Source organism: Gelatiniphilus marinus (assembly GCF_042684345.1).
In the GTDB taxonomy this organism is placed as follows: domain Bacteria; phylum Bacteroidota; class Bacteroidia; order Flavobacteriales; family Flavobacteriaceae; genus Gelatiniphilus; species Gelatiniphilus marinus.
Map to the genome: position 1 here is coordinate 155,364 of NZ_JBHULK010000007.1, position 15,727 is coordinate 171,090.

Annotated in this window: 14 protein-coding genes; 5 read left to right on the forward strand and 9 right to left on the reverse strand. The window is 34.8% G+C overall.

The window, feature by feature from the left end; all coding sequences use genetic code 11:
* Positions 1 to 67: 67 nt before the first annotated feature.
* Positions 68 to 2,677: a DNA mismatch repair protein MutS gene (gene mutS, locus ACFSQS_RS14395; RefSeq protein WP_388020479.1), complete on the reverse strand. Its 2,610-nt coding sequence runs from the start codon at positions 2,675 to 2,677 to the stop codon at positions 68 to 70.
* 288 nt (positions 2,678 to 2,965) lie between these two features.
* On the opposite strand from mutS, the gene ACFSQS_RS14400 reads away from it, so the two are divergent.
* Positions 2,966 to 3,517 carry an RNA methyltransferase gene (locus ACFSQS_RS14400; protein WP_388020482.1) on the forward strand — a complete coding sequence of 184 codons (552 nt, stop codon included), beginning with the start codon at positions 2,966 to 2,968 and terminating at the stop codon, positions 3,515 to 3,517.
* A 157-nt stretch (positions 3,518 to 3,674) separates the two neighbouring features.
* On the opposite strand, the gene infB is transcribed toward ACFSQS_RS14400, so the two are convergent.
* The 3 genes from infB to rimP all read right to left on the reverse strand — a co-directional run bounded on the left by infB (position 3,675) and on the right by rimP (position 8,178).
* Positions 3,675 to 6,413, reverse strand: coding sequence for a translation initiation factor IF-2 (infB, locus tag ACFSQS_RS14405; RefSeq protein ID WP_388020485.1), 2,739 nt, complete (start codon positions 6,411 to 6,413; stop codon positions 3,675 to 3,677).
* Positions 6,414 to 6,474: 61 nt separating this feature from the next.
* On the reverse strand, positions 6,475 to 7,707 hold the full coding sequence (gene nusA / locus ACFSQS_RS14410; protein ID WP_388020488.1) for a transcription termination factor NusA: 1,233 nt from the start codon (positions 7,705 to 7,707) through the stop codon (positions 6,475 to 6,477).
* Positions 7,708 to 7,716: 9 nt separating this feature from the next.
* Positions 7,717 to 8,178: a ribosome assembly cofactor RimP gene (gene rimP / locus ACFSQS_RS14415; protein WP_388020491.1), complete on the reverse strand. Its 462-nt coding sequence runs from the start codon at positions 8,176 to 8,178 to the stop codon at positions 7,717 to 7,719.
* 138 nt (positions 8,179 to 8,316) lie between these two features.
* Here rimP and ACFSQS_RS14420 point away from each other — a divergent pair, with 138 nt between their 5' ends.
* From ACFSQS_RS14420 to ACFSQS_RS14435, 4 genes are all read left to right on the forward strand, one after another.
* Positions 8,317 to 9,141, forward strand: a complete 825-nt coding sequence (locus ACFSQS_RS14420; protein ID WP_388020494.1) for a universal stress protein — start codon at positions 8,317 to 8,319, stop codon at positions 9,139 to 9,141.
* Between the two features lie 201 nt (positions 9,142 to 9,342).
* Positions 9,343 to 9,804, forward strand: a complete 462-nt coding sequence (locus ACFSQS_RS14425) for a retropepsin-like aspartic protease (RefSeq protein ID WP_388020497.1) — start codon at positions 9,343 to 9,345, stop codon at positions 9,802 to 9,804.
* 73 nt (positions 9,805 to 9,877) lie between these two features.
* Complete coding sequence (locus ACFSQS_RS14430; RefSeq protein ID WP_388020500.1) at positions 9,878 to 10,285, forward strand: hypothetical protein; 408 nt, start codon at positions 9,878 to 9,880, stop codon at positions 10,283 to 10,285.
* Positions 10,286 to 10,300: 15 nt separating this feature from the next.
* A complete protein-coding gene (locus ACFSQS_RS14435) occupies positions 10,301 to 10,483 on the forward strand; it encodes a hypothetical protein (protein WP_388020503.1) in 183 nt (60 codons plus the stop codon).
* A gap of 181 nt (positions 10,484 to 10,664) precedes the next feature.
* On the opposite strand, the gene ACFSQS_RS14440 is transcribed toward ACFSQS_RS14435, so the two are convergent.
* The 5 genes from ACFSQS_RS14440 to ACFSQS_RS14460 form a co-directional block, all read right to left on the reverse strand.
* A complete protein-coding gene (locus tag ACFSQS_RS14440) occupies positions 10,665 to 11,579 on the reverse strand; it encodes an NAD(P)-dependent alcohol dehydrogenase (RefSeq protein WP_388020506.1) in 915 nt (304 codons plus the stop codon).
* A 65-nt stretch (positions 11,580 to 11,644) separates the two neighbouring features.
* Positions 11,645 to 12,958, reverse strand: coding sequence for an amidohydrolase family protein (locus ACFSQS_RS14445; RefSeq protein WP_388020509.1), 1,314 nt, complete (start codon positions 12,956 to 12,958; stop codon positions 11,645 to 11,647).
* A 47-nt stretch (positions 12,959 to 13,005) separates the two neighbouring features.
* Positions 13,006 to 13,692 carry a DUF4386 domain-containing protein gene (locus tag ACFSQS_RS14450; RefSeq protein WP_388020512.1) on the reverse strand — a complete coding sequence of 229 codons (687 nt, stop codon included), beginning with the start codon at positions 13,690 to 13,692 and terminating at the stop codon, positions 13,006 to 13,008.
* Positions 13,693 to 13,823: 131 nt separating this feature from the next.
* Positions 13,824 to 14,402 carry a hypothetical protein gene (locus ACFSQS_RS14455; protein ID WP_388020515.1) on the reverse strand — a complete coding sequence of 193 codons (579 nt, stop codon included), beginning with the start codon at positions 14,400 to 14,402 and terminating at the stop codon, positions 13,824 to 13,826.
* Between the two features lie 238 nt (positions 14,403 to 14,640).
* The gene (locus ACFSQS_RS14460; protein WP_388020518.1) at positions 14,641 to 15,726 is read right to left on the reverse strand and encodes an acyltransferase family protein; all 1,086 of its coding nucleotides are present in this window, start codon (positions 15,724 to 15,726) and stop codon (positions 14,641 to 14,643) included.
* Between the last annotated feature and the right edge of the window lies 1 nt (position 15,727).

A 15,727-nucleotide genomic window follows, 5' to 3' on the forward strand; every position in this document is an offset into this window, starting at 1 on the left:
TGCGGTTGCAAATTTAAAATATTTCTAGGAATTCCAAAGCCTTTTTAGAGAAATTATAAAATTATTTTTACGCACGTTTTTTCTTAACCAACATTCGTTTAATTTCATTTAATTTCATAAGAGCTTCAACAGGTGTAAGGGTATTAATATCAATGTGTAAAATCTCGTCTTTTATGTTTTCAAGCAACGGGTCGTCTAGATTAAAAAAGCTTAACTGCATCTCGTCTTTTATAGATTTTACTTTATCAGTTAGTTCTTCACTAGAGTGTGATTGCTCTAATTTCTTTAGCATTTTGTTCGCTCGATGCAAAACTTGCTGTGGCATACCCGCCATTTTAGCTACGTGAATACCAAAACTATGTGCACTTCCACCTTCAACCAATTTTCTTAAAAAAAGTACATTATCTTTTAATTCTTTTACCGAAACATTAAAGTTTTTTATGCGCTTAAACGTTTCGCTCATTTCATTCAACTCGTGGTAATGCGTTGCAAATAGCGTCTTTGGCTTTGCAGGATGTTCGTGCAAATACTCGCTAATGGCCCAAGCAATCGAAATACCATCGTACGTGCTTGTACCTCTTCCTATCTCATCTAAAAGCACTAAACTTCTATTTGAAATATTATTTAAAATAGAAGCCGTTTCATTCATTTCTACCATAAAGGTAGATTCGCCCATCGAGATATTATCGCTAGCGCCAACTCGTGTAAAAATCTTGTCCACTAAACCAATTTTAGCCGTTTTTGCTGGTACAAAACTGCCTATTTGAGCCAACAAAACAATGAGTGCGGTTTGACGTAAAATTGCCGATTTACCAGACATATTTGGCCCCGTAATCATAATAATTTGCTGTGTTTCTGTATCTAAAAACACATTGTTAGCAATATAGTTTTCACCTATGGGCAATTGCTTTTCGATTACAGGATGCCTGCCATCTTTTATATCTAAATCTAATGAATCATCAATTGTGGGATAAACATAGTTATTATCTTTGGCAAGTTGTGCAAACCCACATAAACAATCTAATTTGCCAATTAAATACGCGTTTTGTTGCACGGGTTTTATATACTGATTTAACCAAAGAATCAACTCAGAAAACAACTGCTGCTCAATAGCTAAAATGCGCTCTTCTGCGCCTAAAATTTTCGCTTCGTATTCCTTTAATTCTTCGGTAATATAGCGTTCGGCACTAACTAAAGTTTGCTTTCTTACCCAATCTTCGGGTACTTTATCTTTGTGTGTATTGCGAACTTCAATATAATACCCAAACACGTTATTCGACGCGATTTTAAGCGATGTGATGCCTGTGCGTTCGCTTTCACGCTTCAGCATATTATCCAAATAATCTTTTCCAGATTTTGATAGATTTCTGAGGTTGTCCAATTCTGAAGAAAACCCAGCGGCAATACTGTTTCCTTTCAGCACATTTACCGGGGCATCTTCGTTTATAGTGTCTTTAATTTTATTACGAAGCACATCGCAATTCTGCAGTTTATCGCCAATAATTTTAAGCGATTCGTTATTGCAATTTGAAGCCAAAGACTTAATGGGCACAATTGCTTCCAATGAATTTTTAAGCTGAATTACCTCGCGCGGGTTTACCTTTCCGGTGGCAACTTTAGAAATTAAGCGCTCTAAATCGCCAATATGCTTAATATGATTTTGAATTTTTTGAAGCGTTGTTTTATGCTTTGTCAAAAAATCAACCACTTCATGGCGTTGTTTTATTTTTTCGACATGTTTTAAAGGCAATGCTAACCAACGTTTTAACAACCTGCCGCCCATGGGCGAAATGGTTTTGTCAATTACATTTAAAAGCGTTACCGCATTGTTATTTGTAGAATTGTAAAGTTCTAAATTCCTGATGGTGAATTTATCCATCCATACATAATCATCTTCGGCAATTCTAGAAATCGAAGTAATATGCTGCAATTTATCATGCTGTGTTTCAGCTAAATAATGCAAAATGGAACCCGATGCAATAATGCCTTCGTACAAATCTTCAATACCAAAGCCTTTAAGTGTTTTAGTTTTGAAATGTTTAATTAATGTTTCGTAAGCATAATCGGTTTGATAGACCCAATCTTCTAAATAAAAGGTATGAAAATCGTCGCCAAAGGTATTGTTAAAAAGTGTTCGTTTATGTTTAGAGATCAAGACTTCACTCGGACTAAAATTTTGCAACAATTTATCGATATATTCAGCATTACCTTGCGAGGTTAAAAACTCGCCCGTTGAAATATCTAAAAACGAAATACCAATATATTTTTTATCAAAATAAACCGAACACAAAAAGTTGTTGGATTTAGAGGTTAAAACCTCATCATTTAAAGCCACCCCTGGAGTAACCAACTCCGTAACGCCACGCTTTACAATGGTTTTGGTTTGTTTAGGGTCTTCTAATTGGTCGCAAATAGCAACACGTTCGCCAGCTTTAACCAACTTTGGCAAATACGTATTTAACGAATGGTGCGGAAACCCTGCCAACGCGGTTTCGCTCTCGCTTCCGGCACCGCGCTTGGTTAAAACAATACCCAAAATACCTGCTGTTTTTATAGCATCGCTACCAAAGGTTTCGTAAAAATCGCCCACGCGAAACAACAACAAAGCATCAGGGTACTTTGCTTTAATGGCGTTGTACTGCTTCATCAACGGGGTTTCTTTTTTTGCTTTTTTCATTCAACCTTTTTTATTTTCGTGAAGACGGAAATCTTTTAAATATAAGTAAATTATAAATCTTATTTTTACCAAAAATTGTAGCATGCAATGTACTATTAATTTAATGTTTTTTGGAGTTGATTTTCTAGAAGTTATCTACAATCAGATTGAGATTTTAACAATATTGCTTTGTGATGTTGAGCGCAACCTAAGCAGCTATTAAACAGAATGCCACGTCCTTCGTCCTCGAAATGACACAAACCAATTAGATTTCCGCCTTGGCGGAAATGAAAAAAAAAGACAATTCCAATGCGTAAACTAAAAAACAGCGAATTAGACCGATTGAGTGTTGATGCCTTTAAAACATCAAAGAAAACACCTTTAATCGTTATACTGGATAACATTAGAAGCCTAAACAATATCGGGTCGGTATTTAGAACCAGTGATGCCTTTTTAATTGAAAAAATTTATTTGTGTGGCATAACGGCAAAACCACCGCACAAAGACATCAATAAAACCGCTTTGGGAAGTACCGATACGGTAGATTGGACTTATGCAGAAAACACTTTGGATGTGGTTGAAAAGCTAAAAGCCGAAAACGTAAAAATATGCTCGATTGAACAAACTGAAAACGCTACTATGCTAAACGATTTCAAGGCTAAACCCAACACCAAATACGCACTGGTTTTTGGCAACGAGGTAAAAGGCGTCGCTCAAGATGTGGTTAATGCAAGCGATGTGGTTATTGAAATACCGCAATACGGCACCAAACACTCTTTAAACATATCGGTAAGTTGCGGCGTTGTGGTTTGGGATGTGTTTAATAAACTTAATACCGAAAACACAAGCAAAACAACATAAAAAAACCAAAACAGCTAGTAATAAAAACGCGATAAATTGCTTGCAATCAACATGGATGTGGTTTAACAACTCTATCAAACAAAAAAGCACTTAATTTTAATAAGTGCTTTTTAATAAAATTTTGTACTAGGTTTGTTTGCCTTAAACCTAATGCAATTTACTTTAGTTTCTTTTTAACCTCAACTTCGTGGAAGGCTTCAATAACGTCTCCTTCTTTAATATCGTTGTAATTTTTAATTTGCATACCACAATCGTAGCCTTTCGACACTTCTTTTGCGTCGTCTTTAAATCGTTTTAAGGAAGCCAATTCGCCTGTATATACAACAACACCATCGCGTATTAATCGAATGCTGGAGCTTCTAAGTATTTTACCGTTGGTAACCATACATCCTGCAATGGTTCCTATTTTAGATACTTTAAATATTTCTCTAATTTCTGCTGTACCTGTAATCTCTTCTTTTAGCTCTGGAGACAACATGCCTTCCATGGCATCTTTAAGATCGTTTATGGCATCGTAAATAATAGAGTATGTTCTTATATCTATTTCTTCTTTATCGGCAATCATTCTTGCATTTCCAACTGGGCGCACATTAAAACCGATGATAATGGCATCGGAGGCGGTTGCCAAGAGCACATCGCTTTCGGTTATGGCACCAACACCTTTATGGATAATGTTTACATGTATCTCTTCGGTTGATAGTTTTTGGAATGAATCTGTGAGAGCTTCCACTGATCCATCTACATCACCTTTAAGAATGATGTTCAATTCTTGGAAATCGCCAAGTGCTATACGGCGACCTATTTCATCCAATGTAATGTGGCGTTGGGTTCTAACAGATTGCTCGCGTTGTAACTGAGCGCGTTTGGATGCTATTTGTTTGGCTTCACGTTCGTCTTCAAACACATTAAATTTATCTCCTGCTTGCGGCGCACCATCTAATCCTAAAATAGATACCGGTGTTGATGGGCCTGCTTGGGCGACATCGTTTCCGCGTTCGTCTTGCATCGCTTTAACCTTACCGCTATGTTGCCCCGCTAGTACGTAATCTCCAATTTTTAGAGTTCCAGCTTGTACCAAAATGGTAGATACATAGCCCCGGCCTTTATCTAAAAAGGCTTCTACTACGGTGCCTTGTGCCGGTTTTTTGGGGTTTGCCTTGAGCTCTAATAATTCGGCTTCAAGCAATACTTTTTCCAATAGTTCCTTTACGCCCGTACCTTTTTTTGCTGAAATATCGTGAGACTGTACTTTGCCTCCCCAATCTTCAACCAATAAATTCATATTGGCAAGACCTTCTTTGATTTTTTCTGGATTGGCAGCTGGCAAATCAATTTTATTTATAGCAAAAACAATTGGCACTCCTGCTGCTTGCGCATGCGAAATGGCTTCTTTGGTTTGCGGCATAATTTCATCATCGGCAGCGGCAACAATAATGGCAATGTCTGTAACTTGGGCACCACGAGCACGCATGGCCGTAAAGGCTTCGTGACCCGGTGTATCTAAAAAGGCGATTTTCTGTCCGTTTTCAAGTTGTACGCCATAAGCCCCGATATGTTGGGTGATACCACCGGACTCTCCTGCGATTACGTTTTCTTGACGAATGTAGTCCAGTAAAGATGTTTTACCGTGATCGACATGTCCCATAACCGTTACAATTGGTGCACGCGGTTGTAAATCTTCGGGTTTGTCTTCAACCTCTTCAATAGATTCCTCGATATCTGCGGTTACAAATTCTACTTTATACCCAAATTCTTCGGCAACGATTGATAGGGTTTCGGCATCTAACCTTTGATTCATGGTAACCATCATGCCTAAGGACATACAGGCTGATATAATTTGAGTTACGCCTACGTCCATCATGGTTGCCACCTCGTTTGCTGTTACAAACTCGGTAACTTTAAGTATTTTGCTTTCTGCTGCTTCTATCTGCTCGTCAATCTCAGATTGTTCTCTGTGCTGGTCTCTTTTGTCTCTTCTGTATTTTGCCCCTTTACCTTTGTTGGATTTGCCTTGAAGTTTTTCGAGTGTTTCTCGCACTTGTTTTTTTACATCTTCTTCGCTTGGCTCTTCTTTAACTATGTTACGTCTGCCTTTTCCAGCAGCACCTGGTTTTCCTTTAAACCTATCGTTTCCTGCTCTTGTCGTGCTTTCGTTTCCAGATCCTGGCGCACCGGCTTTACTAATGCGGCGGCGTTTTCTTTTGTTTGCCGTTGGATCGCTTTTTTTGGCGTCGGGTTTCTTTTCTTCTTTCTTTTTCTTTGGTTTGTTAAACTGGGATAAATCTATTTTATCTCCGGCTATTTTTGGACCTGAGAGTTTTTTGTATTGGGTTTCTACTTTTTCTTCTGTTATAACTTGCTCATTGCTGGAAACAATTTCTTTTTTTGGTTTTTCTGGTTTGTCCTGTTTTTTTGAGGTTTGGACAACTGGTGTTTCTGCTTGTTTTGGAGCCGTTTTCTTGGTTTGGGTACTGGCTTGGGCTTTTTCTTTGGGAGTCTCTTTTACCGACTCTTCTTTTTCAGGAAGTGCTGCTTCTTTCTTTTTGGGCTCTAAATCTATTTTACCAACTGTTTTTGGGCCTGTAAGTGTTTTAGATGCCTTAACAACTACTTCTTTTTGGGCTGCTACCTTTTGTTTTTCTTCAAGTTCACGCTCGCGCTGTTCGCGCAACAAATCTTTTTCTTTTTGTTTTGCTTCGCTAACTTCTTGAGAGGCTACTTTTTTACTAGCGTCTGTTTCAAATTCGTCTGAAAGGATCTTGTAGGTTTCTTCAGAAATTTTTGTGGTGGGGCGTTTCTCTATTTCGATGCCTTTGGAATCTAAAAATTCAACCGCACGATCTAAAGAGATGTTAAGCTCGCGTAATACTTTATTTAATCTAATTGTTTCAGCCATAATTGCCTTTAAAATACTCAAATATATTTATACCTATTCAATCATAAAATTAAATTGGCATTTATTCTTCGAATTCTTCTCTTAAAATCCTTAGAACATCGTTGATTGTTTCTTCTTCTAAATCTGTTCTTTTAACTAAATCTAACACGTCTTGCTCTAAAATGCTTTTGGCGGTATCTAGTCCTGCTTTGCTAAATTCGTCTATAATCCAGCTTTCTATCTCATCAGAGAATTCTCTTAATTCTACATCTTCTTCGGCGCCTTCTCTAAACACATCGATTTCGTAACCGGTTAGTTGGCCTGCTAGACGTATGTTGTGCCCGCCGCGTCCTATGGCTTTGCTTACTTCTTCTGGTTTTAAAATAACCTCGGCACGTTTTGTGTCTTCGTTTAATTTAATTGAGGTTACTCTTGCCGGACTTAACGCTCTGGTTATGTAGAGCTGTAGGTTGTTTGTATAGTTTATTACGTCGATGTTTTCGTTGCCCAATTCGCGCACTATCCCGTGTATTCTTGAGCCTTTCATGCCTACGCAAGCGCCAACGGGATCTATTCTGTCATCATAAGAATCTACGGCTACCTTTGCTTTTTCGCCTGGGATTCTAACTACGTTTTTAATGGTAATTAGACCATCGAAAACTTCTGGGATTTCTTGTTCGAACAGTTTCTCTAAAAACTTTGGCGAGCTTCTGGACATGATAATGGTTGGTTTGGCGCCTTTAAGCTCTACGCTGTCGATTACACCGCGAACGTTATCTCCTTTTCTAAAGAAATCAGAGGGTATTTGCTTGTCTTTTGGCAGTACTATTTCGTTGCCTTCATCGTCTAACAAAATAACGGCTCTGTGGCGAATGTGGTGTACCTCGGCCGTGTAAATTTCGCCTATTAAATCTTTAAATTGTTTGTAGATAATGGTGTTATCGTGCTCATGGATTTTAGAAATTAGGTTTTGGCGCAATGCTAAAATGGCGCGTCTTCCTAGGTCTATAAGTTTTACTTCTTCAGATACATCTTCTCCAACTTCAAAATCTGGTTCTATTTTACGGGCTTCGGTTAAGGATATTTCTTGGTTTGGTTCTTCAACTTCGCCATCTGCAACCACTATTCTATTTCTCCAAATTTCTAAATCGCCTTTATCTGGATTTACAATGATATCGAAATTATCGTCATCGCCATATTTCTTTTTTAGAGCACTTCTAAAAACATCTTCTAAAATAGCCATTAACGTTACTCTGTCAATTAACTTATCGTCTTTGAATTCTGAAAATGATTCAATTAACGCTACATTTTCCATAAATCTGAATTAAAATTTAATCATCACTTTTGCTTCTACAATATCTTTGTAAGCAATATTTGCTTCTTTCTTTACCGTTACCTTGCCTTTTCCTACTGGTTTTGGTTCTCTTACTTTCCAGTGTAATGTAATGGTGCTTTCTGTCGCTTCAGCAAGAATGCCTTCAATTTTTTCTTGATTCGTTCTTACTTCCAGCGTTCTTTTTAAGTTCTTTTTGTATTGCCTGTTATGCACCAAGGGCGCCGTGGCTCCTGCCGACATGACTTCTAAAGAGAAATCTTCTTCTTCTCTATCTAAATTATGCTCGATGGCTCTACTTATAAACATACAGTCTTCTACCAAAACCCCGTTATCGCCGTCTATTACAATCTTGATGTGGTTGCTGCTATCTATAGAGCAATCAATTAGGAATAAATCTGGCCGTTCGCCCAAGGCTTTTTCCAGTAAATCTGTAACCGTTTTTTTAAACATTTTTAGTATAAAAAGAGGGGACTATCCGTCCCCTCATTATCTTAATTTCGCCTTTCAACGCTGCAAATATATAATATTTTAATTGATTTATAAAGTATTAATTTATAAATTTATATGCATCTGCAAATATTAAGAACCATGAAAAAAATACTTGTTCCTACCGATTTTTCTAAACAAGCAGAAAACGCCCTTAAAGTTGCCGCCCAATTAGCAAAGCAACATGGTGGCGAAATTTACCTACTCCACATTGTTGAAATACCCATGCACAAAGTAGATCCTTTAAGTAGTTATAACAATTTACCCGAAGCTATTTATTTTATGAAATTGGCCCACAAGCAATTTGAGGCCCTAAAGGCAAAACCGTATTTAAATGGCCTAACTATACACGAACATGTAGATTTGCACGAAATATTCAAGGGTATTTTCCAGAGCTGCAAAAAGCATGAAATAGATTTGGTTGTAATGGGCTCTAATGGTGTAAGCGGTTTACGCGAAATGCTAATTGGCAGCAATACCGAAAAAGTGGTGCGCACCTCGGAAACCCCAGTGCTTGTTATTAAAAACGAACATGAAAAATTTAGGGTAAAGAATTTTGTATTTGCATCTGATTTTAAAGACGAATGCAAAACGCCTTTTAAAAAAGCTATTGGTTTTGCCGAAGTTTTAGGTGCTAAAATACATTTGCTTATGGTAAATACGCCTAATAAATTTTTAACATCGGCTAAGGCCAATAAAAGAATGGATGCCTTTGTTAAAACTTTTAAATATGCTAATTACTCCACAAACATCTACAACGATTTAAATATTGAAAAAGGGGTAATGAATTTTTCGAAATCCATACATGCCGATTTAATAGGGATGAGCACCCATGGCAGACAAGGAATTTCGCATTTTTTTAATGGCAGCATTAGCGAAGATTTGGTAAACCATGCGAAACGGCCAGTAATTACTTTTAAGATTTAGATTTTTTGCAAAAAACTACCTGCCGGCAGGAGCGCCAATACGCAAAGCATTTGATTGTTTTGGCTTAAACTTGACTTTCTTTAAAAAAAAACCACACCTTCGTTTACTTGTGCTTAACTTGTTTGAGTAACGGAAAACAGAAGCTTTTAAAACGATTTCTTACCTGCAAAGCATTGGCGATAATTTAAACAAAAATTTTCGATGAAATTAATATTGTTTTTTATGGGGATGATTGCTGTTTCGTTACAATCTGTTGGACAGGAATCTAAATCACATAATGACAGTGGAAAGTTATATTTTGAACTCATTAAAGAAAAAATAATTATTCCAGTTCAAATAGATGGAAAATCATATAAGTTTCTTGTTGATACTGGCGGCATATTTGAAATTTCCGAAAACCTTCAAAATGAGTTCAATTTTAAACAAACAGAATCAACCACAATAGCTGGAATTAACAGAAAAGAGATTGAGATAAAAGCTGTAAACATACCAGAAATTAAAATTGGCAATTGGGCATTTAGAGACAGGAAAGCAATCGTTAGCAATTTGCACAGCAAATATCCTTATAGTTGTTGTGAACTTGATGGAATGATTGGAAGAGACTTTTTTGACAATGTAATAATACAATTCGACCTCGCTTCAAAATTCATTTCGCTTAACTGAAAATATTGATGATGTTAAATTAAAGAAAAATTATAAAACTAAACCCAAAATAAGCAAAAGAGGATTGCCTAATGTGAAATTGAGAATAAATGACAAAAATGAATATATAGAATTTGATTCTGGTCCAGGCGATTTTTATAGCCCGAAAACAAGTGATGTTGAAAAGAAGATTAGAATAAATGGTATCCTTTCATTTTATGGCGTATTCTCATTTGGTGTTACCATGGAAAATATAAAACGCACCAATCGCTACAGGGAAAAAACAAAGCGTTTTGATATAGCAAATACTACATTTACGAATTTCTATTCTCAATTCTCGAAAGTGAGCGCAGCAAGAATTGGCGCAGGGATTTTAAAATATGGAAAACTAACGCTTGATTATAAAAATGGCTGGTTTTATTACGAACCATATTCTGTAATTAATAATTTTGAGCCTTTTAAGACTTTAGGATTTGACATTACAATAGAAAATGGAACTTAGTTAGTAAAATATATTTTGAAAGATTCTAAAGCTGAAAAGCTTGGGTTACAAGCTGGAAATAAAATTTTAATGATTGATAATTTCTTAACCATAAATATTTCAGAAGATTGTGTTGGCTACTTAAATGGATATGAGTTTAAGCAAAAAGAAAAAATTAAAATCAAGTATTTAAACACTCAAGAAAACGAAAAGAAGTAATAATAACATTTGTGGCACCAAACTTTGTTTCTACAATTTTCTCAGTATATTCAACATTCAGTTCATTTAACTTCTGATTGTAAAGGGTTATGATTTTTTCTTTTCCTTCTTTTGATTTGAAAAACATAGATTGTTCGTTTTTTGATTGATGTTTTATAAATTGAAATAGTATATATCACTGTTAAATAGTGATGACCACATTTCCTCTTTTATGCCCTTTTTCAACATATTCGTGAGCTTTTTCAATGTCATCAAGATTAAATGACTTGTCTATAAAAGGCTTCAACTTCCCTTCTTCAGCCATATTTTTTATTAATTTAAGATGTTCGATCTTCTCTTTTGTCAACATTTTAACTGAGACAAAATTCCCTCCAGTTTTAAGAACCTTTTTTGCTTTTGCTTTAGTCGTTTTTCCAACAGCATCAAAAACGATGTCGAACTTTTTATTTCTTTTGGAAAAATCTTCTTTTTTATAATCGATTAAATTTTCAGCACCTAACGATTTTACCATTTCAAAATTGGCAGTACTGCAAACGCCAGTTACTTTTGCTCTCTGTTGAGATGCTAATTGTACTGCATAACTACCAACACTTCCAGAGGCACCATAAATTAAAACGATTTGTCCATTAGTTAAATTGGCTTTTTCTAAAAGGTACATTGCAGTCATTGCTCCAACTGGTAATGCAGCAGATTCTTGGTAAGTTAAATTTTTTGGTTTTAAACCTACCACTCCATTTTTCCATTTTTGAGGTAGGCATATATATTCGGCATAAGAACCTGTATTTAGCATTGTTGTGGTTCCAAATACGCTGTCGCCAACCTTAAATTCAGTTACATTTTTTCCAACGTCTTCCACTACTCCTGCTAATTCGTGCCCTAGAATTTTTTTTTTGGGTTTAAAAAGTCCAAATATCAATCTTGCAGGAAGCCAAAATAAAGGAGGAAAATCAGAACTTCGTAATCTAACATCTCCCGAAGTTACTGTAGCTGAATAAATTTTTACTAATATTTCATCTTCCGTAGGTTTAGGTTTCTCTATGTCCTTTATTTTGAGAACCTTTGGTGAACCGTATTTTTCATAAACTACTGCTTTCATATTAATTTTAGGTTTTTGAAATAATTGATAAACTCCTGTTTATCAAATATGTTATTACAACTCTTTTACTGGTTCGAATTTTCGACTTCTAATAATAGATTATTTAATTTTTCTCGGTCTAACCATTCTCCTTTAATTACCACACCAACTATTGTCTTTGTATTTTTAATATTTTCTAATGGATTTTTATCTAATAAAACCAAATCGGCTAATTTTCCTTCACTAACAGTTCCGCTTTGCGATATGGTATTTAAATATCGAGCAGGCACTACTGTTGCAGTTTTAAGTGTTTCGTAGTTTGAAAGCCCTGAACTGCGTATTAACTCTAATTCACGATGCAAGGAAAAACCCGGTAGAAACAAACCATAGGTATCACTTCCGGCCATTAATGGTACGCCTTGTTTATGCAGTAGTAAAGTGAATTCTTTTTGCCACTCTAATTCTTTTTCTAGTCGAATTAGCGATTCCTCATCAGTAAACCAAGAATTTTTTCTGTAATTGATTTTCTCTGACATCCAATAGTCCGAATAATGTTTTGGAAGGTATTTATTGTTTTTGTCGTTATTCAATAGCTCTGATTTTTCCTTATCCGCATATTTACTTATCATTTCAAATATTCCAAGTGTAGGCGATACATAAACACCACTGGTCTTTATTTCTTTTGCTGCTTCATTAAGATAACTAATAGATGAACGCTCTTCTTTTGAGAAAATATTCATAAACTCTTCTATATGAGCAATAGATTTAATTCGTAAAGAAAATTCTAGAGGCAGTTCTCTTTGTCCGTGACCAACAATTTCAACATTTTCATTATGTGCTGTTTCTAAGAGTTTTAAATAAATATCTTTTGGCAAATTATCGGCAATTTTCAGGTAGTCATAACCTCTTTTTTTATGATAATTAACAATTACATCAACAGAATCAACATGACTAAAATCATGTCGCTTTAGATAAGGTCCAGTTGTGTAATAGTGAGGGGATAAAATAGCATTACTTTGAGCAAGTTCTCTTATTTTTATTTGATCCTGACCATTATACTCTGCCATATTTCTTGCAGAAGTGATTCCGTTAGCAATTAAAAGTTTGAACTCATTTTCAATATCATTTTGTAGATGATAATGCGTTTCTACTAAACCAGGAATTAGATATTTACCTGAAGCTTCTATTGTAACATCTACATGATTGGTTGCTATTTTAGTAGCTGATTCAATTTTCAATATTTTGCCATCTGCAATAATTACTCTTTGGTTGGTAATTAAAGTGTCAATATTCATAGGTATAACATTCACATTCTCAAACGACATTATTTTGGTTTGAGCTATGATAGTATAACACAAGAATAACATACATGGTAGCAGATATTTTTTAAGTGTTTTCATTTTAATTGAATTTATAACTGTTCGTTTTTTGATTGTTTCCGATTAATTCACTCTTTAATAGGTCTTATTCCAAAGATTAGCAAATAACCAATCATCCAAAATTCACCAATGGTTGCTGGCAGCATAAGAAATCTATTGAAGCTAAAATCAATTCCAGCATAACGTATAAAAGTAGAAATTATATAACCTATACCACCTAAAACAATAACTCTTCCTAACCAGACAGGCAACCTTTTAGATTTGATAACTATGTACCCCATTGGAAATAGCCATAACCCGAAAAATAGACCACCAATACCCCAAGCATTTGAAATTATATGTTGAAAGCCTTGAATTAGTAAAATTTTGTCTTCCGTAGCACTTATATTCGAATTTGCAATACCTATTGCTGAGGCGATTGAAATTGCACTTATCATAATGGCTAAAGCATTTACCATTCCCCATATACCTAAAGTCCAAGCTTCCCATTCATAATTATCTTTAAATAATTTAAAAAACCAGACTGCGGTAAGTGCTTGTGATATTACTATAGCAAACTCTAATAGCAGCCTAATTCTTGCTGTAGATTCTAATTCTACTAAATTGGTTAGCGTTTGTTCAGGATTACCAGATACAAATATTTGAGAATGAAAGACCATAAACCCTAGAATTCCTGTAATAGCCATCATTAAATACCATAAGCCAGTTATTCTGGCGGTATTAATTATTTTTTTCTGTTCTGTATTTACTATCATAGATTATTTAATTTTATTATTTTATATAAGTTCTGACTATGTAACAGTGTAATTGTTACAATTTTCGGTTTGACACGAACTTTAGCAATTCCAAGTGGATTCGGATGTAGTCGAATCCGTCGTAATTGCGGTTACACATTATTAGCACTTGTTTTATTCCTTTTCATAAATTTAATTCCAAGTATAATTAGCATTACTATCAAGACTATAAAAAAAACACTTGTCGAAATACTTTTTATTAGAGAAAAGAAACTAGTTGTTTTTACAGCAACCGCTGTTAATTCAGGATAGTTTTTTAACATTGCTATAATGCCGATATTTTCCAAATAATCTGCAATACCTGCAATTATCGGTATTAGGCATAGATAAATATATTGGGAGTTTAATTTATTCATTTTTTTCAAGAGATATCCCAAAAGCAAACAGTAAGAAAGTCCGAATAGTAGTGGGTAAATCATATCCACAGGTATTTGGTTGGTTAGATATGTCAAACGTCCATTTTCTCCAAGAAAACTAAATAATTCACTTACATAATCCAAATCATATCCTGTAGGCATCATATCCAGTAATTTCATTCCGTTAGAGAATTCCATTGTTTTGGGAATTGTAACAGTGAGCATAAAGGTGTAAACAGCATTTGTCAAGATAAAAAGACCTAAAACTTTTTTTCCTGAACTATTCTTTTCTATAAATTTGGTTAATCGTTTCATTTTTTTTTAAATAAGTGCTAAGAATAGAATATATGAAATGTTTTGACCCCTATTTGAATGTTCATTAATTGCTAATGCAATGAGGATTCCAACAACAACCAGAATAATTTATCCAGCGGCATAAGCTAAATAGGCTCCAAATTTATTTTTGGTAATCATTCTTAATCTATTTTTTCTAAATAATTTTATCATGATTTAATGATTTATCAAATTGAAATACAACGTGTTGAATTGGGCTCTAAATACGCTTTAATTTTTTCTGTGTTACGCCTTTAAATTTCCATTTCAATCCAAACAATGGTCTTAAAATATTAATGCGTCTGAGGATAAATTCATAAATAAGAAAACAGACTATAAACGTAAATAGAGTGATTCCTATAAATTCTAGCATAGGATGAAGATCTAAAGGCAGAATGAGTAATGCACCTGCATATAATACAAACATGTGAATAATATAAACAGGATAAACAGCTGCACTTAAATAGCTTAGTAATGCACTTGGTTTATTAAAGTAGCTATATCCTATTCCGAATAAACCCAATATCCAAACATTAGATTCTATGGTGGTTACATACATATTTGATAATGACTCAAATCCAGTGAAACGAATTAGGAAGAGGATTGTGGCCAAGCCGATATATAACCATTTCCATTTTGAAACGGTTTGCCAGAATGCTTTACCGCTATACACAAAAAGAAAACCAAAGAAGAAAGCCAAAAACCCGATAAAAAATCCATGCCAAGTTTTAGCGTACAGCTCAAATAGCTGTGGTTTAACAAAACCTACTTCTAACATAAAAAATACTGATATAGATAATGGTCCTATGGCATAGGTCATCACTTTTGAAATGGCTTTCCTAAATTTTCCATTTTCGTTATTCTTCAAATAGAATAAAACAGGTGACAACACTACAACATAGACAACAATGTTTCCTAAAAACCATAAGTGTCCCATGTGCGGAAAATAACTCAGTGGCATATTGTAGTAGTTCTGAAAAATTAAAAAATGTAATGGTGTGATAACCAAAATTCCGAACACAAAGGGCAAGAAAATTCGTTTAGCTCGCTCTAAGAACAATTGCTTCCAGTTTCTTTTTTTCATTGCAAAATACAAGCCCATTCCAGAGACAAAGAACAACAGAGGAATACGCCAAACGTTCAGAATTGTCATAGGTATCCATATACTTTCTAATGATTTTTCACTTTTTATAAAACCAATGAACAAGGCCCATGGTTGGAAAACTATAGCTATATGATATATAAGTAATAAACCAATAGCAATTACCCTCAACCAATCAATATCGTATCTTCTTTCTGTTGTCATT

Excerpts from the sequence above, each read along its gene's own strand:
- mutS (WP_388020479.1), bottom strand. The coding sequence starts at position 2,677 with ATGAAAAAAGCAAAAAAAGAAACCCCGTTGATGAAGCAGTACAACGCC.
- ACFSQS_RS14400 (WP_388020482.1), top strand. The coding sequence starts at position 2,966 with ATGCGTAAACTAAAAAACAGCGAATTAGACCGATTGAGTGTTGATGCC.
- infB (WP_388020485.1), bottom strand. The coding sequence starts at position 6,413 with ATGGCTGAAACAATTAGATTAAATAAAGTATTACGCGAGCTTAACATC.
- nusA (WP_388020488.1), bottom strand. The coding sequence starts at position 7,707 with ATGGAAAATGTAGCGTTAATTGAATCATTTTCAGAATTCAAAGACGAT.
- rimP (WP_388020491.1), bottom strand. The coding sequence starts at position 8,178 with ATGTTTAAAAAAACGGTTACAGATTTACTGGAAAAAGCCTTGGGCGAA.
- ACFSQS_RS14420 (WP_388020494.1), top strand. The coding sequence starts at position 8,317 with ATGAAAAAAATACTTGTTCCTACCGATTTTTCTAAACAAGCAGAAAAC.
- ACFSQS_RS14425 (WP_388020497.1), top strand. The coding sequence starts at position 9,343 with ATGAAATTAATATTGTTTTTTATGGGGATGATTGCTGTTTCGTTACAA.
- ACFSQS_RS14440 (WP_388020506.1), bottom strand. The coding sequence starts at position 11,579 with ATGAAAGCAGTAGTTTATGAAAAATACGGTTCACCAAAGGTTCTCAAA.
- ACFSQS_RS14445 (WP_388020509.1), bottom strand. The coding sequence starts at position 12,958 with ATGAAAACACTTAAAAAATATCTGCTACCATGTATGTTATTCTTGTGT.
- ACFSQS_RS14450 (WP_388020512.1), bottom strand. The coding sequence starts at position 13,692 with ATGATAGTAAATACAGAACAGAAAAAAATAATTAATACCGCCAGAATA.
- ACFSQS_RS14455 (WP_388020515.1), bottom strand. The coding sequence starts at position 14,402 with ATGAAACGATTAACCAAATTTATAGAAAAGAATAGTTCAGGAAAAAAA.
- ACFSQS_RS14460 (WP_388020518.1), bottom strand. The coding sequence starts at position 15,726 with ATGACAACAGAAAGAAGATACGATATTGATTGGTTGAGGGTAATTGCT.